A 19029-nucleotide genomic window follows, 5' to 3' on the forward strand; every position below is an offset into this window, starting at 1 on the left:
AGCAATACAGCAGCGCTTTTTCTTCAGTACCTACAGATAAAAATACCGCAGGTATTGCACCGGGCAGGTTCCCGGCCCACACTGGAAGTCTGGTTTTTTTATCTGTATGTATTGGTCGTTGAATGACGGTTTCACCGGCGCAGTGACAGCGATAGCACAATGAATAATTCTCACAGTTCTTCAAAACCCATTAAATCGATTGTGATCGCCGGTGGTGGCGCGGCTGGCTGGCTGACTGCCGGTGTGCTGGCAGCCAGATACCACAACAAAGAGGCATCTGCCGTCAGTATTACACTGGTCGAGTCGCCGGATGTGAAAATTCTGGGTGTCGGTGAAGGCACCTGGCCAACCATGCGCGATACGCTGCGTAAAATTGGCATTGACGAAGAAACATTCATCCAGCGTTGTGACGCGTCGTTTAAACAGGGTACCTGTTTTCATCAGTGGCGCACGGGGCAACCCGGTGACACCTATTATCACCCGTTTGAGCTGCCGGCTGGCTTTCTGGATGCCGATATTGGCGCATGGTGGCTGGATCACACGCCGGATGCTGCGTTTGGCGATCTCTTTTCAGCCCAACCGGCGCTGTGCGAACACGCGCTGGCCCCTAAGCAACCCCAAACGCCGCCGTATGCGGCGGTTGCCAATTATGGTTATCACCTTGACGCCAACAAATTTGCAGACCTGCTAAAAGCACACTGCATCAGTAATCTGGGCGTTCGGCACGTGGTTACCCATATCACTGCGCTGGATACAGACAGCGACAACCATATTACTGCGCTGCTAAGCGACAGCGCCCGCATCGAGGGTGAGCTGTTTATCGACTGCACCGGTTTCGCCGCCCGTCTGATTGGTGAGCATTACGGGATACCGCTGACAGAAGTGGGCGATGTACTGAAAAACAACACTGCGCTGGCCGTGCAGGCCCCGTATGTCGATGAGCAGGTGCCGATTGCCTCTGCAACATTATCGACGGCACAGGAGTGTGGCTGGGTGTGGGATATTGGCCTGCCGCATCGCAAGGGCGTGGGTTATGTGTACAGCGATGAATTCTGCACACCTGAGCAGGCTGCAGACGAACTGAAAGCGTATCTGGCGAAAGACCCAAAAATACAGTCTGTCAGCGAAGATAAATTCCGTACCATTCGCTTCACACCGGGCTACCGTGAAACCACCTGGGTAAAAAACTGCGTGGCGGTGGGAACCTCAGCCGGCTTTTTCGAGCCACTGGAAGCGTCTGCGCTGGTGATGATTGAGCTGGCAGCAAAACACATTGCCAGTCAGTTACCTGCTGATATGTCAGCCCTGCCCGCCGTTGCACGGCATTACAACCGGGCATTCAGTGCTAAGTGGCAGCGGATTATTGATTTTCTTAAACTTCATTATGTACTCAGCGAGCGCAGAGACAGTGAATACTGGCGCGCGATGACCTCGCCTGACAGCATGTCAGAACAACTGCACGACTGGCTGGTGCAGTGGCGTCAGCGTCCGGCCAGCATTGAAGACTTCATGTACAGTGACGAGCTTTTCCCTCTTGCCAGCTACATGTACATTCTCTACGGTATGGGATTAGCACCTGAGCGGGGGAATCGGGCTGCGGCCTCCTCGCCTTCTGTCGAACACTATTTACGACAGAATCAACAACGAAAACAACAGTATCTGGCGGGTTTGCCAACCAATCGTGCACTCATTCATGCCATCCGGCAACGTGCAATGATGAGCCAGTAAACAGGAGAAACCATGGCTAACCATGTTCTGCTCAATAATGTTGAGCATAAAGATTTGAAAATTCGTCAGGACTTCAGCGGTGATTTCGGTGAAAACATGATGTGTGCCCCGGTTTATCCGGTTGAGGCGCGTCATGCCCAGGCGTCCTACCCACTGGTTTTTGCCAAAACCGCTGACGGCGAATTTCAGATGGTGGCGCTGTTTGGTTTTGAGCAGGGCGAGAACCTGTTTGTCAACAATGGTCAGTGGGAAGCGGCCTACCGCCCGCTGGTCATCGAAAAAGGTCCGTTTCTGATTGGACGTAATGATGCCAGTGCAGAGACCCTGTCTATTCATGTTGATATGGATGATGCCCGGGTTAATACGAACGACGGGCAGCCGGTGTTTTTACCGCACGGTGGCAATACAGACTATATCGATAATATGGCCAATGTGCTCAGTACGCTGCACCAGAGCCAGGAAAAGCACCGTGAGTTTGTTGCGCAGTGTGAAGCATTGTCGTTAATTGAGTCATTCGTTATGGACATTGATCTTGATGGCAAAGGGACCCATCGTCTTGCTGGGTTTTATACCATCAATGAAGAAAAACTGCAGGAACTGGATGGCGACACGCTCGATAAACTGCATAAGGCACGTCACCTGGAAGTGATTTATATGATGCTGGCATCAATGTCACAGTTTCGTGCACTGGTAGAGCGCAAAAAGGCCAGGGCTGGAGCATAAGTCATGCAGCAGGTGCCGGTCATGGATGCGTTATCCGATGGCGAGACACTGATCTCCCGGTTGCAAGGGCAGACGACGCCCTGTGCGCTGCCGGGACTGGTTAACGACTGGCCGGTTGTTCAGGCTGCGAAAACGTCGAATGAGGCGCTGGTCGACTACCTTTGCCAGTTTGATAAAGGCATGACCGTAGACTGTCTGGCGCTGGATGCGCAATACAACGGCAGAATGTTTTACAACCAGGACATGTCAGGATTTAATTTCACCCGGCATCGTCAGCCGTTTAAATCAGCCTTGCAATCCTTACTGGCGCGTCAGGCCGATCCTGCTGCCGATTCGCTGTACGTCGGCTCCACCAGTGTAGACAGTTGTTTGCCTGGCTTTACCGAGGCTAACCCTATCGGCCTGACCGGCGTGGACCCGCTCGCAACGCTCTGGATAGGCAACAAAAGCCGGATTGCGGCGCACTATGATGTGCCGGATAACCTGATTTGTGTAACCGCAGGTAAACGTAAAGTGACCCTGTTTCCGCCAGAGCAGGTGGACAATTTGTATGTCGGACCGCTGCATGTTACGCCAGCGGGGCAGGCAATCAGTCTGGTTGATTTCGCAGCGCCGGATTTTGAGCGCTTCCCCAAATTTAAGGATGCCCTTGAAACCGCACTGACATTTGAATTGTCTACCGGGGATGCCCTGTTCATTCCCTCCATGTGGTGGCATCACATTGAAGGTCAGGAAAGCATCAATATGCTGGTGAATTTCTGGTGGCGCGACGCACCCGCTTACCTCGGGCGGTCAGAAAATGCGTTATATCACGCCCTGGTTACTATCAATCAGTTGCCACAGAAAGAGCGAATGGCATGGAAAGCCATGTTTAACCATTTTGTATTCGGTGAGGACGCCGATCGGTTCTCCCACATTCCAGACAGGCAGCAAGGTCCGCTCGGACAGCTTGACGAAGCAACTGTTCGTCAGTTCCGAGCCTGGCTGGCTAACCATTTTAAGCATTAATCAGAGGTAGTCTGATGACCCAGCAGCAGAAAAAACAACGAATTGTAATAGCCGGCGGCGGTACCGCAGGCTGGATGGCCGCCGCGGCATTTACGCGTCTGCTTAATAATCAGGTTGATGTTACCCTGATTGAAAGTTCGGATATCGGCACAGTAGGGGTAGGCGAAGCCACCATTCCAACCCTGGTGTTTTTCCATAAACTGCTCAAAATCAATGAACAGGAGTTTATGGCGGCAACCAACGCCACGTTCAAACTGGGCATCAACTTTGAAAACTGGAAAGATCTCAATCATGCCTACCTTCACGCATTTGGTGTCACGGGTAAGGACTGCTGGGCTGCCGGCTTTCAACACTTCTGGCTGCGCGGGCTGAAAGAAGGCCTGAGCAGCGACTTCGGCGATTATTGTCTGGAGCGTAAAGCGGCTGAAGCGCAGAAATTTGCCCACCTGCCAAACAACGGCCTGAATTACGCATTTCACATTGATGCCACATTGTACGCAGAGTTTCTGCGCGGCCTGGCTGAGAAAGAAGGCCTGACCCGTATCGACGCAACCATTGAAGACGTAAGAGTGCGACCAACAGATGGTTTTATTGAAAGCCTGGTGCTTAATAACGGTCAGGTAGTTGAAGGTGACATGTTTATTGACTGCACCGGCTTCCGCGGACTGCTGATAGAGAAAGCGCTGCACACAGGTTACGAAGACTGGTCTCACTGGTTACCGTGCGACAGCGCCGTGGCGGTACAGACAGAGTCGGTCAGTGAGCCGTTGCCGTATACGCGCTGTATTGCCCATGATGCGGGCTGGCAGTGGCGTATTCCTTTGCAGCACCGTGTTGGCAACGGCATGGTATTTTGCAGCAACTATAAAACTGACCAGCAAATTATCGACAGCCTGCTGGCCAACGTAGAAGGTAAGCCGCTGAACGATCCGAAAGTGATTCATTTCAGAACCGGTCGCCGTCGCAAACAATGGAACCGAAACTGCCTGGCGCTGGGCCTGGCAAGTGGCTTTCTTGAGCCGCTGGAATCGACCAGTATCCACCTTATTCAACAGGGTATCGTCAGGTTCCTCCGGATGTTCCCCACCAACGGCGTAGTACAGGAGGATATCGACGAGTTCAACCGTCAGGCTGATTTCGATATCGAGCACATCCGTGACTTCATTATTCTGCATTACCATGTCACTAACCGGACCGACTCGGTATTCTGGCGTCACTGTCGTCAGATGGATGTGCCGGCGTCGCTACGCCATCGTATTGATCTGTTTAAGAAAACCGGACGGGTTTTCCGTGAAGGCAGTGAACTGTTCGATGATTCATGGCAGCAGGTCATGATCGGTCAGGGACTGATGCCCGAGAGCTATCACCCCATTGTTGACACCATGAGCAGAAATGAACTGGAAGGGTTATTAACCCAGATTAAACAGGGTATTGAACGAACGGTTGATAAATTACCGCCGCATCAGGCATATCTGGATCGCTACTGCGGCTAATGACAAACAGCGCCGGAGGCCGTGGTTTAGCTTTCCCTGCACAAGCCACGACCTTCGGGGTTGCCCTTGTTTATTTCCGGAAACGACGGAATGATGCCAGCCCTAATAATGCCCCTGCAAGTAATGCATCATCACACGCTCCCTCACTTGCCAGTGAGTCACCACTAACACCGAGTGTTTAAATATAAACGTGTAAAAATGATGTAAAAAATAAATGAAAGCGCTTACAAAAAGTGGTACTGTTATTCTATTATTAAAGCAGGTTTCCGATTACCACATCGGCGCATATTTTCAAGCCCGGCAGGGCTCAGCTGGATTACAACATCGCGATGGAATTAATAGCTCGACAAGGCACTGTGTTTGCTAACAAATCATTTACCATGGGCGTGGCAACGTCATCATTTCAGATTGAAGGTGATGCAGCGCACAGGGAGCCCTGCATCTGGGATACGTTTTGTGAGCAGCCGGGAAAAATTGCCGATGGCAGCCATGGTTTGGTCGCCTGCGATCATGTGAACCGCTGGGAGCAGGACGTCGAGATGATTGCCTCACTGAACGTTGATGCCTATCGGTTTTCAGTGAGCTGGCCCCGTATAATCCGCGCCGACGGCAGCGTCAATCAGCAAGGCCTCGACTTTTATGTCCGTCTGCTCGACAGATTGGCTGAAAAAAACATCAAACCCTACGTTACGCTCTATCACTGGGATCTGCCCCAGTATCTGGAAGACGAGGGGGGCTGGCTAAACCGCAGGACTGCGTTCGCCTTTGCCGAGTATGTTGATGTGGTTACGCGTGCGTTTGGCGACAGGGTGTATTCATACGCCACGTTAAACGAACCGTTCTGCAGTGCTTATCTGGGTTATGAGGTAGGTATTCATGCTCCGGGTAAAGTTGGCAAAGAGTTCGGTAAAAAAGCCATTCACCATTTGTTGCTGGCCCATGGCCTGGCGATGAAGGTGCTGCGTCAGAATGCACCGCAGGCACAAAGTGGTATTGTGCTTAATTTTACGCCATTTTATCCGGCCAGTGACAGCGAGGCCGACAAGCGCGCAACGGAACTGGCGCACGTGCATTTCAATGACTGGTACATCCGGCCAATTCTCAAAGCGGAATATCCCGCGCTGATCGATGAGATCCCACAGGCCCATCGTCCTCATATTGAAGAGGGTGATATGGCGATTATTGCCGCAGAAGTGGACTATATCGGCGTAAATTACTACACCCGTGGCATCATTAAAGATGACGGCTCAGACGACCCACATCAGTTGCCGCCTCCTGAGGGGTGTGAAAAAACGGCGATGGGCTGGGAAGTTTATCCGCAGGGCCTGACAGATCTGTTGTTACAACTGCACCGTGACTATCGCATGCCGGACATTATCATCACCGAAAACGGCCTGGCGAGTGATGATGTGATGGAACACGGTGTGGTGAATGACGAACAGCGTATCCGTTATCTGCAAAACCATATGGATGCGGTAAATTCTGCGGCCGAACAAGGCGTTACAATTACCGGTTATTTTGTCTGGAGTCTGATGGACAATTTTGAGTGGGCACTGGGGTATGAAAAACGGTTTGGTATCGTGTATGTTGATTATAAGACGCAGACACGAACCCTAAAAGCCAGTGCCAATGCGTTAGCTGAGATGCTCAAAAAACGAAGAAAGTAACCGGGACAGGTCAGTGCAGCAGACAATAAGCATTCGTGAGAAAATTGCTTACGGGCTAGGCGATACCGCCAGTAACTTCATTTTCCAGACCGTCATGCTGTTTTTGACGTTCTATTATACCGACATCGTTGGGCTGCCTGCCGCGGCGGTTGGCAGTATGTTCCTGATTGTGCGTTTTTTTGATGCGGTGACAGACCCGTTAATGGGCTCAATCGCCGACCGCACCCGCTCGCGGTGGGGCGCCTACCGTCCTTATCTGCTCTGGCTGGCCTTACCCTTTGCCTTATGCAGTGTGCTGGCGTTTACGTCGCCGGCCGGACTGTCGGAAGACGGAAAGCTTGCCTACGCGTTTGGCACGTATGCCCTGCTGATGCTGATGTATACCGCAATCAATATTCCTTACTCTGCCTTAGGCGGTGTGCTGAGTGCCGATGCAACAGAGCGCGTGTCTATTCAGTCTTTCCGTTTCGTTTTTGCCATGGGCGGCGGACTGATTGTGACACTCTGCATGCTGCCGCTGGTGGCATGGCTGGGTGACGGCAATGATGCACTGGGTTATCAGCGTACTATGATGCTGATGAGCGCCATTGGTATGGTGCTGTTTTTACTCTGTTTTGTCGGAACTCGCGAGCGTGTGAAGCCGTCGAACGATGTGCCCCAGCCGTATAAAGCGCAGCTTAAGGCGTTGTGGAAAAACGATCAGTGCCGGGTGTTGTGTATTGTGGCAGTATTTCTGCTGACCGGCATGGTGCTAAGAAACACGCTGGCACTTTATTATGTGAAGTACGTGTTGCTGCGTCCTGACGACGCTACGCTGTTTGTGACGGCGGGGATGATAGGCAGCATTATTGGTTGCGCGCTGGCTAATCCGGCCGCCAGGAAATTCTGTAAGATTCGCGTGTATATTTTCCTGCAGCTCGCCAGTGCCGCGATTTGTGTGGTGAATTACTTTATTGCACCGCACGCCTGGGAGGCCGCAGTCGCGCTGCACTTCCTGTGGGGCCTGCTGCTACAGATGGCAACGCCGCTGCTGTGGGCCAAGATTGCCGATGTGGTCGACTATGGTGAGCATAAAACCGGCTTGCGTATGACTGGCATGACCTACTCTACCGTGGTGTTTTTTATCAAGGTAGGACTGGCGGTTGGAGGCGCACTGGCGGGCTGGTTACTGGCGTTGTATGGCTATGAGGCGGGGGTGGTAAATGCTGATGTGGCTGCCGGTATTACTGCGTCGTTCTGTTTTGGACCGGCCATCGCATCAATATGTGTTGCCTTTATTATGCGCTGGTATACTCTGGACAATCAAACAGTTAACGCGATTCAACAGCAACTTACGCTGGAAAAACAACACGGCTAGCAGACCGGTATCACCGCCGGGAAACAATGAGCCGGAGAAAGGTCATGGTTACAATAAAACAGGTGAGCGAGCTGGCCGGCGTGTCTTCAGCAACGGTCTCCCGCGTCATCAATAATACTGACACAGTCAAAGAAAAAACCCGCAAGCTGGTGCTCGAAGCCATGGCTGAGCTGGGCTACCGCCATAATGTGATTGCCGCATCGCTGGCATCAAATAAAACCAACACGGTAGGGTATGTGGTTCCGGAGCTGCACGGCTCTTTCTTTGGTGCCATGATGGCGGGCTCGGAAAAAGTGCTGCGTGAGGCGAACAAGCATATGTTTGTGGTCACCGGCCACAGTGACGAAAAGCTTGAGAAAAAAGAAATAGAAGCCCTGCTGAGCCGGCGTTGTGATGCGCTGATTCTGCATGTTGAAGCTGTTAGTGACGATTATCTCATCGACCTGGCCAGGCAGAATGTGCCGATGGTGATTGTTAACCGGTATATCGAGGAAATCGGCGAGCAATGTGTCAGCCTGGATAACGAAACGGGTGGTTATGTGGCCACCCGCCACCTGATTGAACTGGGGCACACCGACATTGCGTATATCGCCGGTGCGCTGTTCAAAGCCGATGGGAAAAACCGTCTTGAAGGACACAAGCGGGCGCTGGCTGAGGCCGGTATCGCCTATGACGAACGGATGATGGTCGAGGGTAACTTCCAGGCTCAGTCCGGTGAAGATGGGATCAATGCACTGTATGGTCGCGGTGTACACTTTACCGCAGTTGCGTGCGCCAACGATGAAATGGCCAGTGGTGCAATCAATGCATTGCGTAACAACGGCAAGCAGGTGCCCGAAGATGTGTCTGTCATTGGTTTCGATAACATCGACTTTGCCAGTTACCTGACGCCAAAGCTGACGACGGTGAACTATCCGGTCAGAGAAATCGGGGCGACAGCCGCGCGCTGGATCATCGATCAGGCGTACGGCGACCACAAAATGCACATGAAACATATTTTCACGCCAGAGTTAATTGTCCGCGGGACGACACGTGCCAGGAAGTAGCCGGTTTCAGACTTTTAACTAATAGTGATTCTTAAAAAAACGCGGTATGTTAATACGTTATTTACTTTTGAGATTGCTCAATGATTGTGTTTCGTAGTGCATTGCAGGCCAAAGAGCGTGAACTTGCCAGCCTTACCGGTAAGTTATCAGCCATTCAGGACACCCGGTCCGCCCTTGAAGATGAAAACCGTCGTTTAAAGGCGGAAATCGAAGCCCTGAAAAAAGAAAATGCGGAGCAGCGTGCTAATGCCATGGTAAAAACCATGCTTGATTCGCTGCAGCAGGTGGCGGATATCCGGCATACCGTGGAAGCATTTTATCAGCGCATCGATAAAGAAAGCGCAGAGATTGCAGATATTAACGCCCTGTTTTCCAGCTCCGGTGAGGTACTCAATACCATCGTTGCCGACATGGGTAAGGTCAGTGAGCAAATGGGTGAGATGAGCCATCGTATCGCCGGCGTGTCTGAAACTGCAGATAACATCAATAAATTTGTTAACACCATTACCAGTATTTCTGACCAGACTAACCTGCTGGCGCTCAACGCGGCCATTGAGGCTGCCCGTGCGGGCGAGGCAGGACGAGGCTTCAGTGTGGTTGCTGATGAAGTGCGTTCGCTGGCAACAGAAACAAACCGCTCGGCCAGCGAAGTGGCGGAGCTGGTGAAGGGTATCATTCAGTCAACCCGTGCGGCAGTCGACTCTGTTGGCGAGCTGAAAACCAATAATGACAACCTGTCTCAGGGCGTCAGTGAGCTGAACAATGGCTACGACAAAATGGTTGGCCATTGCAATGAAATGAAGGCCACCATTGAAAGCGGCTCGCTTGAGATGTTTGTACAGACCGTGAAACTCGATCACGTTGTATGGAAGAGTGATGTGTATGCCGTGCTCAGCGGAAACAGCAAAAAAGCACCGGGAGATTTTGCCGACCATACCAGCTGTCGTCTTGGACGCTGGTACGCCGAGATGGCCGGTTCAGGTGTGGGAAAAAAACGTGCATACAGCGAGATAGCGACCCCGCATGCAGAAGTTCACCAGTTTGGTGTGCAGGCAATGCAGGCGGCGCAGCAGGGTAATATGAAGGAGCGTGACAGGCTTCTTGGAAAGATGGAAGATGCCAGCAGACGGGTTATGCAGGCGCTTGATCGCCTGGTAAATGAACTGCAGTAGTCCCAATCGCGTATTTTCCTGATTAGGTTTTTTGCCTGCCTGAACTACTATTATCAGACAGGCAGCATAACGTTCGTGCTTAGTGAAGCAGGTATGACCCAGGAAAGTAAACTCAGACAAATCATCCATATTCAGACAGAGATCGCCAAGCATGGGCTGGATCTGGCCAAGGTGCTGGAGTATGTCGTTCAGTGCACGCCCGATCTGCTTGACGCCGATGGTGCCGCCATTGAGCTCGCTGAGGGTGACGAAATGGTGTACCGCGCGGCATCGGGCATGGCGAAGCAGTTTCTTGGCCTCAGGCTGAAAATCAGCGAGAGTCTGTCCGGTCGCAGTTATCGCGAAGGGGCGGTATTTCTCAGCAATGACGCCATGAACGATGAGCGGGTCAACCGGGCTGCCTGTGAAGCTATTGGGCTGCGTGCCATGCTGGTGTATCCGCTCAAGCACGCGGGTAAAGTGATTGGCGTATTTAAAGCCATGTCATGTCGGGTCAATGCGTTTGATGACAACGACATGGAGCTCATAGAGCTACTCAGCGATGTGGTTGCTGCTTCCATGTACTTTTCCTCGGTATACAGCAAAGATGCGCTGTTTATCAGAGCGACCCAGGACTCGCTGACCGGCCTGGCTAACCGGTCTGTGTATATGGACCGGTTGCGTATGGAGCTGAATGCCAGCAAGCAGTCTGATAAGCATCTCGCCGTTGTCATTTTCGATATGGATAACTTAAAGCCGGTGAATGACGAGTTCGGACACCTTGCCGGCGATGCCCTGTTAAAAGGGTTTGCCCTGCGCCTGAAAAGTGCGTCGCGGCATTCGGATGTGGTGGCGCGTATTGGTGGTGATGAGTTTGCGCTTCTGCTTAAGCCAATTGACGGAAAGGCGCAGGTTGAGACCGCAATAGAGCGCATCAGTCAGCGGCTGGATACCTCGGTGTCGTTCCACAGCCACGTATTTCCAATTGAGTGCAGTGTGGGCTGCGCCCTCTACCCCGATGACGGCGACAGTGTGGATGTGTTGATGCACAAGGCTGACGCACGCATGTACGAAAACAAACGCGCAAAAAAAGAAGCGCTGGAAAGCGACTAACCGCTTCTCACTTCTGCTATTTTCTCTTAAGCATTTTGTTGAACTTGCCGATGGATACGGTATAAAGCTGCCCAACGGGCGCTCTGCGCTTTTTTTTTCAGATATCTCAACTATCTTTTAGTTTGTTGTGCCTTTTCATTCCGAATCAGGCGAATAAGCGTGAAGTAGACCCAAAAGGATATTGTTACATTATGCGTAATAATCAACCTGTTACTCAGAAAGAGTACATCTTTCCGTCGGATTACCGTCTTATCTCCTCAACCGATACGCGAGGTGTAATCCAGCACTGTAACAAGGAGTTTGTTGAAGTCAGTGGATATAGCCGGGAAGATCTGATTGGTAAAAATCACAATATTATCCGTCACCCCGATATGCCACCCGCGGTTTTCAAAGAAATGTGGCAGACATTACAAGCCGGCAAAAACTGGATGGGGCTGGTAAAAAACCGCAGAAAAAATGGAGACCATTATTGGGTCTCTGCGTTTGTCACTCCGATTTTTGAAAATGACAAAATCATTGGGTATGAGTCGGTGCGTGTACCGGCAATGAACAAGTCAAAACAGCGCGCAGAGGAAGTGTATGCGCGCATTCGCGCCGGTCAGAATCCAGTTGCGATCAGCCGGAGGCTGATGCATACGGCTAAGCGACTGATACCGATTATCATGATTGGTGTACCGATGTGTATCATTCTGGGTGTTACGTCAGGTGTGTTGGCCTCCCTGATTGCCCTTTTCGGTCTTGCAGGGATGTGTGCGTGGCAGGTGCACAATTACAACGCGTCATGGACGTCGTTTTTATCGGTGAGTCCGGACAGCTACAGCAATCCGGTTGTGGCGGTGACCTACTCGTCGGAACTGGGCCCCAGAGCGCGGGTTAAGCTGGCGTTCATGAGCGAACTGGCAAAGAACCGCACGGCGTTAACGCGCATTAATGATGCCTCAGCAACGTTATCCAGCATTGCCAATACCACGCATCAGCAATCTGAAATTACCAGCACTGCGGTATATCAGCAAAACGAGGCAACACAGCAAATCGCCTCAGCGGTTACTCAGATGTCGCAGGCAATTCAGGAAGTGGCAGAGCGGGTTGAGCAAAATGCTGAAAGTGCCAAGGCCGCCTCGACCAATGTGAAAACCGGCAACAGCAAAGCCAAACAGGCGATGACAGCGATTGTAGAACTGAAAGAAGCGGTTGAGTCTATCTCTGAAACCGTGCGGGAGCTGGCCCAGTCAACTAACGATATTGGTGAGGCAGCCAGTCTGATTTCAACCATTGCCGAACAGACTAATCTGCTGGCATTGAATGCCGCGATTGAGGCTGCCCGTGCGGGCGAACAGGGGCGTGGGTTTGCCGTGGTTGCTGATGAAGTAAGGGCGCTGGCATCAAAAACCCGTGAATCAACCGACCGTATTCATAACATTATTCAGGTACTGGCAGAGCGCTCTGAGCGGGCCGTCACTGTGTCAGACAGAGGGCTCGAATCTGCACGTCACGGCACAGAAATTGTCGAGGAGACACGGGCCGTTCTGAATGAGATTGACGACGCGGTGGACGGCATCGCTACCGCCACCGTTGAAATGTCATCGGCAGTGGAAGAACAGAGCACAGTGGCTGAGCATATTAATCAGCAAATTGTGGATATTGCCGATAGCGCCAATGAAACCCAGCGCTCGTCTGAGGCGTCACTGAAAGCCAGTGAGTCGTTGCGTGATACCGTGAAAGAAGTCCACTCACTCATCACCCGCTTTGATCGCGTAAAACGCATTGGTGAGGATTAAATTACACTATGATAAACAGCCCGCGTTGAGCGGGCTTTTTTATTGCTTCTGCAGCCCGCTGTGCAACGCCTGTCGGTAGGCTGCTATTGCCGGGATAAAGCTGATAAGCCAGGTGGCAACCATGACACAGCCAATTATCACCGCAGTAGACAGCGTGAAGATGTTGCTGCCGATAAACAGGCCGTATTGTTTGCTTAGCCAGTCTGCACTGAAACCAAAGCCGGTCTGCACTATCAGCACGCTTATCGCACAGGCCAGCCCACTAATGAGCAGCGCTTCCAGTTGTATCAGCCAGAGGACAGCCGCCGGGCCGGCGCCAATGGCGCGCAACACCGCAATTTCCTGGCGCCGTTCGCGCATTGATGCCAGTAGCATTGTGGTCAGGCCAACCAGCGACGCCAGCAATATCAGGACGGAAATGCCTAGCAGCAGTTTTTCAATATTGCCCATCATTTCCCATAGCTGTGCTAGTGCGACACCTGGCAGAATCGCCAGCAGCGGTGCCGCTTTTGACTGATTTATCTGGTATTGCAGCTGCAGGGCGGTTACCCGGTTTTTCAGCCCCACCATAACCGCGCTGACTTTACCGGGCACTGCGTCAGACAATGTGTGTGCGTCTTCGTGGTGGTGTGTTTCTGTTTCGCTTTTGACGTCAGGCCTGCTGAGTCGTCTGAGATTGGTGGTTGCTGGTTGCCCGTGAATGCTTTCCAGCCCGTGCAGAGTGACATAGACGGCTTTATCAACCGGCGTACCGGTGGCATCCAGTATTCCGGTAATGGTGAAGGGCGCTTCATCATGATGGGAAAAACTTACCTCACCCAGTCCGTGCGAAATAATCAGGCTGTCACCCGTCTGATAGCCAAGTTCAGCGGCAACGTCGGCACCAATTACGGCGGCGCGATCGCTGGTGAAATGACCACCCTGACGGAAGGCCAGGGCGCGCTTGTCCGCGTATTTAAAATGCGAGAAATAGGTGTTGTTGGTACCCACTACCCGAAAGCCTTTGTGGGCATCGCCGAGCGCAATTGGCACGAGCCAGTCAACACTGGGATTCTCTTTTAGCCATGCCACATCCTGCCAGTCTATTGCCTGGGTCGGATTGCCAATACGAAATACCGAATACAGCAAAAGATTAAGCTGCCCGGTGGGAGCGCCAACAATCAGGTCAACACCCGAGACAGTGCGGGTAAAACTGTCTTTTATTTGCCCGCGAATAAATTCTACGCTTACCAGCAGCGACACACTGATAATGACAGAGATCAGGGTGAGTACGACCGACGCGCGACGATGGCGCAGACTGGCAGTGGCAAGTGACAGGATCATACCGCTGCCTCAGTGACATGAGCCCGGTTAAGCGCAGTCATGGTCTGCTGGTGGCTGAAATGACCAGCAAGCCCGGGATCATGACTGACGAACAGCATGGCGCTGTCAGCTGCTGTGGTAATCAGTACGTCCATAAAGGCGTCTCTGGCGCGGGTGTCCAGTGCGGAAGTCGGTTCGTCAACGATCAGCAGGGCAGGCGCGTTGATAAGCGCACGGGCAATGGCCACGCGCTGCTGCTGTCCAACACTCAGTTCACTGGCCTGTTGTTTTAACACCCGTTCTGGCAATGCGAGCTGGTCGAGCAGTGCCGCAATGCGGGTCTCCAAATGCTGGTAGTCACGGCCGGCGAAATAGGCGGCGGCCGCAATATTATCCTGCACGGTCAGGTAAGAAATCAGATTAAGTTGCTGGAATACAATCCCGATATGCTCGGCTCTCAGCCGGTCACGCCGGCGTGCAGGCAATACCGAAAAAGGGGCGTCCATCAGGGTGATGTCACCGCTGGTGGGGGTGAGTGTGCCAGCAATCAAATTCAGCAGCGTGCTTTTACCACTGCCTGAGTCACCCGACAAAAAAATGTGCTGACCACGGGGGATCTGCCAGTGCGGGATATCCAGCACCACAGGCTGCTGTTTTCCATAAGAAAACGTCAGCGCGTTAATGTGTGTCGCGGTGGCGGTAGGCTCTGGCATTAAAACAGTCCTGCAAATAGCGGTAACAGCGCTGTTTATATCAGCAGCATCGACGCTATTTCAACCTTAACGCGGCATTGACTGTAATAAAAAAGCCGCACGGCGTGCGGCTACCCGACTTATGTTAACGGGACAGGGATTAACCGTTTGCCTGCAGTTTAACAACGTCCGCAGATTCGTCTTCCAGCACACTGTCGGCAGACGCCCCTTTGAATATCTTGCTGACCTTTTCTTTATTCCGTGCCAGTAAAATAGTGAGTTCTTCTGCCACGCTGTCATCCAGACTGATACCTTTCGCTGCAATGTAGGCTGCCAGGTTATCAGCGGCATCCAGCATTTTATCGTACTGATCGGCTTCTTTTTTGTCGGTGGTCACCAGCTTCTCTACCCCTTTGTGTGTAACAACATACTGCGTAGTAATGGCCATGGTTGCTCTCCGTTTTTTTGAATCAACAATTGTCACTGTACAGTATTATACTGTATAAATAAACAGTAATTTGAAATGTGACTGAGGTTAACCATGCTGAAGATAATTCCTGTCTATGCACAGGCCGGGATCAGTGGGTTTGAGTCGCCTGCAACGGAATACCGGCAACTGAACCTGGATTTGGATGAACTGCTTATTGAGCATCCGACCGCAACATTTATTGGTCAGGCGCAGGGCGACTCGATGACCGGTGTTGGCATTTTTGACGGCGACTTGCTGATAGTCGATCGCGCGGCGCACCCGTCCACGCTGGACGTCGTGGTCGCAAACCTGAATGGCAGCTTTGTGTGCAAGCTGTTCGACCGTAAGGCCATGGTCCTGCTGTCACCCGGGCTCAGTGACAATGGTTATGCACTGGGTGAGGGCGATACATTTGAAGAAGAGGGCATTGTGATCCGTTCTGTGCGTATGCACCGTTTTGTGAGGTGGCTCAGTCCGTGTACGCATTAGTGGATGCCAACAGCTTTTACGCCGCCGCCGAGAAAGTGTTCGACCCGGCAATTCGTCAGCGTCCGGTGGTGGTGCTGACGAATAACGACGGCTGTATCTGCGCCCTGTGTGACAAGGCGAAAGCCATTGGGGTAAAAAAATTTGGACCGTACTACCAGTCCAAAGCGTTACTGGCAAAACATGGCGCTGTGATCCGCTCGTCCAATTATGAACTGTACGACGATTTGTCGAATAAAATGATGCAGGTGGTCGGCGCATTTGCACCAGACCAGCATATTTACAGCATTGACGAATGCTTTTTATCGTTTGGTAACTGGCAGCCCGACGACGGCTGGCATGCCTATGCGCAGAAAATTAAGCAGGCGGTATGGCAGCAGCTACGTTTACCGGTGGGGGTGGGAATAGGGCCAACGCCAACGCTGGCTAAAGCGGCCAGCCATGCCGGCAAACGGCTGGGTGACAAAAACGGGATTGCCGTACTGGACACACCGCAGACCATTGCATCAACGCTCCGGCAAATGGCACTGACCGATGTGTGGGGCGTGGGTAAGCGTATCGCAGCCCGATTGCACGCGCTGGGAGTAAACGACGCCTGGGCGCTCGCGCAGTCCTGTCCCAAAGCCATGCGTGCACAGTTTTCCGTAGAGCTTGCACGCACCATCACTGAGCTTAACGGTACGGTATGTCTGCACTGGGATAATATCGACCCGGTCAAAAAACAGGTGTATTCAACCCGCGCTTTTGGCTGCGTACAAACTACCCTGCAGGCACTGCGTGAAGCGCTGGCCTGGCATGGCGAAAAAGTCGCAGAAAAGGTGCGGCGGCAGCATTCAAAGGTGCGCACGCTTACTCTGTTTGCCCACGCCAATCCGTTTGCCAGCAGCGGGCATTATCATAAAGCCGTGCAGCATCAGTTTGCCCGGCCAACCAATGACACCAGGGCAATCAGCGCTGCCGCGCGTCAGGCCGCTGAAACGCTGTTTAAACCGGGTGTGTTATTTCATAAATGTGGCGTTGGCGCCATTGAGCTTATCGACGAAGCGCACATACAGCCCGAACTGTTCAGCAGCCGCGACGACAACCCCGCGTTAATGCAGTGCCTGGACCGCATTAATGCCAGATACGGCAGCCAGACTATTGGCGTAGGCAGCAAAGGCCGGCAGCAACCGTGGCGTATGCGGCGAGAATATTTGTCACCGCAGTACACCACGAACTGGCGACACTTACCGAAAATTAACTGTGATATTCGACAGTAACATGGCAACGTTCCAACTGATATCTGACGGAGAAGCGTTTTGGATTTAACCGGAATTAGTGGTGTGATCTTTGACCTGGACGGCACGCTGGTGGAGTCCCGACTGGATTTTCGTCGCATGCGGGCCGATGTAGGCTGTCCTGAAGGTGAGGATATTCTTAAGTTCGTTGACGCAATCGACTGCCCTGAACAGCAGCGTCAGGCACATGCCATTATTCAGCAACACGAACTGGACGACGCCAGAAGCGCCACCTGGCTGCCAAATGGAAAAAGAATGGTAAGCAGGGTGCGGGAGCAAGGGTTACCTATGGCCATTGTGACGCGCAACAGCCCAGAGGCCACCCGTATTAAGCTGGTCAATAATGCCATTCCGATTGACCTGGTGCTGACCCGTGATGATGCGCCGCCCAAACCGGATCCCACCGCCCTGCTGATGGTTGCCCGTCACTGGCAGTTGCCCCCCGCGCACTGTCTTTATGTGGGTGACTTTATTTACGACCAGCAGGCAGCTGAAAATGCGGGTATGCGCTGGCTGCTGGTTGACTAACGGCGTCAGTGACGTGTGCTAGTGACGCGGAGCATCTGGGGCTTCCGGCGCTTCGGGAGCGTCAGGAGCTTCTGGTGCCTCGGGCGCTTCGGGCGCTTCGGGTGCGTCAGGAGAGTCCCAGTCGTCGCTGCCGTTTTTCTTGCGCTGCGCGAGCAGCCACGCCAGCCGGCCATACGGTGGTGGCGTGTGTCTCTTCGTGGCTATCATCACTTTCTCTCATTAGGGGCAGGTAAATTAATTGCCTTCACCTTCCAGCTTTTTCTTAAAGCCATCGGCCAGTGTTTTGGCTGCGGCACCGGTGGCAAAAAACTTGCCCAGTCCTACATCGCCGCTGGTGGAACTGGTGTTGGCTTCGAACTGGCCAAGTACTGACAGCGCGTCTTTAAACCGAACGCCTTTATCTGCCCCGCTCTCCTGCTTTTGTTCGGAAATAATCTGTGCCTGCGAGTTCTCGCTGGTGGCCAGCGTCACAGGGATAATTGCGACATTTTTGTCTTTGTAGCCCAGCACAAAGTCAGCGCCCTGCTCAGAGGCTCCCGCACCAATGGAAATGCCTACTGTTTGCTGCTGACCAAACACCAGTGGCGTTGACTGATTCGACGCACAACCCGCGGTACCGGCTACCGCCATCGTCAATACCGATAAGGTAACGACTTTTATCATGTTCCTGCTCCCGTTTATTGTTTTTGTAGTACGCATACATCCTCAAGTGCCTGAAGTTTGTCAGCCAGCGCGCGCTGACTGGTGTGGTCCTGCACCCATACAACAAGACGACAACCGTCATCGGCGGTCGTCACCGACTGCTGGCTATAGCCCAGGCTGTAGCCAAGTGGTGTGGCGCTATACCCCAGACTGGTCACTTCCGCTGTCATCATCGACGCATCATCTAGCGGCTTTATCACCACAAACCCGAAGTGCCGTTCAATGCTTACGCTGCCATCCGACTGCGAAATGCTGACAGTGGTGCAGCCAGCACTAAGCAGGGTGATCAGTACGGCAAAAACGAGGTGGTGTGGGGATAAGCAAAAACGACAGCTGCAGTCTGGAGCAGCATAGAGTGAGAAGAATCGGGCGCCCACAACAACTCCCTCGTCGTGACGGTATAGGTTAACGATAGTTCAGGAAATGAGATAAATCGAACAAAAAGCGTACAGTTTTGTTGGCGGGGAAACGGTGAGATGCTGCCGGCCTCTTGTTTTGAGCCGGCAGCC

At 52.6% G+C, this 19029-nt stretch carries 19 protein-coding genes; 13 read left to right on the top strand and 6 right to left on the bottom strand.

Features of this window, described 5'->3' with window-relative positions:
- The first annotated feature begins 159 nt into the window (after positions 1–159).
- The 10 genes from AB1N33_RS14090 to AB1N33_RS14135 all read left to right on the top strand — a co-directional run bounded on the left by AB1N33_RS14090 (position 160) and on the right by AB1N33_RS14135 (position 13064).
- Positions 160–1728 carry a tryptophan halogenase family protein gene (locus AB1N33_RS14090; RefSeq protein ID WP_411272200.1) on the top strand — a complete coding sequence of 523 codons (1569 nt, stop codon included), beginning with the start codon at positions 160–162 and terminating at the stop codon, positions 1726–1728.
- 12 nt (positions 1729–1740) lie between these two features.
- Complete coding sequence (locus tag AB1N33_RS14095; protein WP_411272201.1) at positions 1741–2451, top strand: SapC family protein; 711 nt, start codon at positions 1741–1743, stop codon at positions 2449–2451.
- A gap of 3 nt (positions 2452–2454) precedes the next feature.
- Entirely contained in the window at positions 2455–3459 is a 1005-nt protein-coding gene (locus AB1N33_RS14100) for a cupin-like domain-containing protein (RefSeq protein WP_411272202.1), read from the top strand.
- Positions 3460–3473: 14 nt separating this feature from the next.
- Positions 3474–4952 carry a tryptophan halogenase family protein gene (locus AB1N33_RS14105; protein WP_411272203.1) on the top strand — a complete coding sequence of 493 codons (1479 nt, stop codon included), beginning with the start codon at positions 3474–3476 and terminating at the stop codon, positions 4950–4952.
- Between the two features lie 329 nt (positions 4953–5281).
- Complete coding sequence (locus tag AB1N33_RS14110; protein ID WP_411272204.1) at positions 5282–6619, top strand: GH1 family beta-glucosidase; 1338 nt, start codon at positions 5282–5284, stop codon at positions 6617–6619.
- Between the two features lie 13 nt (positions 6620–6632).
- A complete protein-coding gene (locus tag AB1N33_RS14115; protein ID WP_411272205.1) occupies positions 6633–7976 on the top strand; it encodes a glycoside-pentoside-hexuronide (GPH):cation symporter in 1344 nt (447 codons plus the stop codon).
- Between the two features lie 44 nt (positions 7977–8020).
- Positions 8021–9022, top strand: coding sequence for a LacI family DNA-binding transcriptional regulator (locus AB1N33_RS14120; protein ID WP_411272206.1), 1002 nt, complete (start codon positions 8021–8023; stop codon positions 9020–9022).
- Between the two features lie 80 nt (positions 9023–9102).
- Entirely contained in the window at positions 9103–10194 is a 1092-nt protein-coding gene (locus tag AB1N33_RS14125; RefSeq protein ID WP_411272207.1) for a methyl-accepting chemotaxis protein, read from the top strand.
- 93 nt (positions 10195–10287) lie between these two features.
- Positions 10288–11286 (top strand): diguanylate cyclase domain-containing protein, encoded by a 999-nt coding sequence (locus AB1N33_RS14130; protein ID WP_411272208.1) that lies wholly within the window; start codon positions 10288–10290, stop codon positions 11284–11286.
- Positions 11287–11477: 191 nt separating this feature from the next.
- The gene (locus tag AB1N33_RS14135) at positions 11478–13064 is read left to right on the top strand and encodes a methyl-accepting chemotaxis protein (RefSeq protein WP_411272209.1); all 1587 of its coding nucleotides are present in this window, start codon (positions 11478–11480) and stop codon (positions 13062–13064) included.
- A gap of 39 nt (positions 13065–13103) precedes the next feature.
- On the opposite strand, the gene AB1N33_RS14140 is transcribed toward AB1N33_RS14135, so the two are convergent.
- The 3 genes from AB1N33_RS14140 to AB1N33_RS14150 all read right to left on the bottom strand — a co-directional run bounded on the left by AB1N33_RS14140 (position 13104) and on the right by AB1N33_RS14150 (position 15506).
- Entirely contained in the window at positions 13104–14387 is a 1284-nt protein-coding gene (locus AB1N33_RS14140; protein ID WP_411272210.1) for an ABC transporter permease, read from the bottom strand.
- Positions 14384–15079 carry an ABC transporter ATP-binding protein gene (locus tag AB1N33_RS14145; protein WP_411272211.1) on the bottom strand — a complete coding sequence of 232 codons (696 nt, stop codon included), beginning with the start codon at positions 15077–15079 and terminating at the stop codon, positions 14384–14386. Before AB1N33_RS14145 ends, AB1N33_RS14140 begins: the two co-directional genes overlap by 4 nt.
- 139 nt (positions 15080–15218) lie before the next feature.
- Positions 15219–15506, bottom strand: a complete 288-nt coding sequence (locus AB1N33_RS14150; protein WP_411272212.1) for a YebG family protein — start codon at positions 15504–15506, stop codon at positions 15219–15221.
- A gap of 93 nt (positions 15507–15599) precedes the next feature.
- Here AB1N33_RS14150 and AB1N33_RS14155 point away from each other — a divergent pair, with 93 nt between their 5' ends.
- From AB1N33_RS14155 to AB1N33_RS14165, 3 genes are read left to right on the top strand one after another with little or no spacing between them, the layout of a single operon-like run.
- Positions 15600–16016 carry a S24 family peptidase gene (locus AB1N33_RS14155; RefSeq protein WP_411272213.1) on the top strand — a complete coding sequence of 139 codons (417 nt, stop codon included), beginning with the start codon at positions 15600–15602 and terminating at the stop codon, positions 16014–16016.
- Positions 16004–17272 (top strand): Y-family DNA polymerase, encoded by a 1269-nt coding sequence (locus AB1N33_RS14160; RefSeq protein ID WP_411272214.1) that lies wholly within the window; start codon positions 16004–16006, stop codon positions 17270–17272. Before AB1N33_RS14155 ends, AB1N33_RS14160 begins: the two co-directional genes overlap by 13 nt.
- A gap of 39 nt (positions 17273–17311) precedes the next feature.
- Positions 17312–17818: an HAD family hydrolase gene (locus AB1N33_RS14165; protein ID WP_411272215.1), complete on the top strand. Its 507-nt coding sequence runs from the start codon at positions 17312–17314 to the stop codon at positions 17816–17818.
- An 18-nt stretch (positions 17819–17836) separates the two neighbouring features.
- Here AB1N33_RS14165 and AB1N33_RS14170 read toward each other — a convergent pair whose 3' ends face one another.
- Genes AB1N33_RS14170 through AB1N33_RS14180 form a run of 3 tightly spaced genes read right to left on the bottom strand, consistent with a single transcriptional unit; the run spans position 17837 to position 18897 of the window.
- Entirely contained in the window at positions 17837–18025 is a 189-nt protein-coding gene (locus AB1N33_RS14170; protein WP_411272216.1) for a hypothetical protein, read from the bottom strand.
- Positions 18026–18052: 27 nt separating this feature from the next.
- Complete coding sequence (locus AB1N33_RS14175; protein WP_411272217.1) at positions 18053–18481, bottom strand: hypothetical protein; 429 nt, start codon at positions 18479–18481, stop codon at positions 18053–18055.
- Positions 18482–18495: 14 nt separating this feature from the next.
- The gene (locus AB1N33_RS14180) at positions 18496–18897 is read right to left on the bottom strand and encodes a hypothetical protein (RefSeq protein ID WP_411272218.1); all 402 of its coding nucleotides are present in this window, start codon (positions 18895–18897) and stop codon (positions 18496–18498) included.
- Positions 18898–19029: the final 132 nt, after the last annotated feature.

This window comes from Alteromonas nitratireducens (assembly GCF_040812025.1).
Lineage (GTDB): Bacteria > Pseudomonadota > Gammaproteobacteria > Enterobacterales > Alteromonadaceae > Alteromonas > Alteromonas nitratireducens.

Coding starts and splice junctions, on each gene's coding strand:
- AB1N33_RS14090 (WP_411272200.1), top strand. CDS start 160: ATGAATAATTCTCACAGTTCTTCAAAACCCATTAAATCGATTGTGATC.
- AB1N33_RS14095 (WP_411272201.1), top strand. CDS start 1,741: ATGGCTAACCATGTTCTGCTCAATAATGTTGAGCATAAAGATTTGAAA.
- AB1N33_RS14100 (WP_411272202.1), top strand. CDS start 2,455: ATGCAGCAGGTGCCGGTCATGGATGCGTTATCCGATGGCGAGACACTG.
- AB1N33_RS14105 (WP_411272203.1), top strand. CDS start 3,474: ATGACCCAGCAGCAGAAAAAACAACGAATTGTAATAGCCGGCGGCGGT.
- AB1N33_RS14110 (WP_411272204.1), top strand. CDS start 5,282: ATGGAATTAATAGCTCGACAAGGCACTGTGTTTGCTAACAAATCATTT.
- AB1N33_RS14120 (WP_411272206.1), top strand. CDS start 8,021: ATGGTTACAATAAAACAGGTGAGCGAGCTGGCCGGCGTGTCTTCAGCA.
- AB1N33_RS14125 (WP_411272207.1), top strand. CDS start 9,103: ATGATTGTGTTTCGTAGTGCATTGCAGGCCAAAGAGCGTGAACTTGCC.
- AB1N33_RS14130 (WP_411272208.1), top strand. CDS start 10,288: ATGACCCAGGAAAGTAAACTCAGACAAATCATCCATATTCAGACAGAG.
- AB1N33_RS14135 (WP_411272209.1), top strand. CDS start 11,478: ATGCGTAATAATCAACCTGTTACTCAGAAAGAGTACATCTTTCCGTCG.
- AB1N33_RS14140 (WP_411272210.1), bottom strand. CDS start 14,387: ATGATCCTGTCACTTGCCACTGCCAGTCTGCGCCATCGTCGCGCGTCG.
- AB1N33_RS14145 (WP_411272211.1), bottom strand. CDS start 15,079: ATGCCAGAGCCTACCGCCACCGCGACACACATTAACGCGCTGACGTTT.
- AB1N33_RS14150 (WP_411272212.1), bottom strand. CDS start 15,506: ATGGCCATTACTACGCAGTATGTTGTTACACACAAAGGGGTAGAGAAG.
- AB1N33_RS14155 (WP_411272213.1), top strand. CDS start 15,600: ATGCTGAAGATAATTCCTGTCTATGCACAGGCCGGGATCAGTGGGTTT.
- AB1N33_RS14170 (WP_411272216.1), bottom strand. CDS start 18,025: ATGATAGCCACGAAGAGACACACGCCACCACCGTATGGCCGGCTGGCG.
- AB1N33_RS14175 (WP_411272217.1), bottom strand. CDS start 18,481: ATGATAAAAGTCGTTACCTTATCGGTATTGACGATGGCGGTAGCCGGT.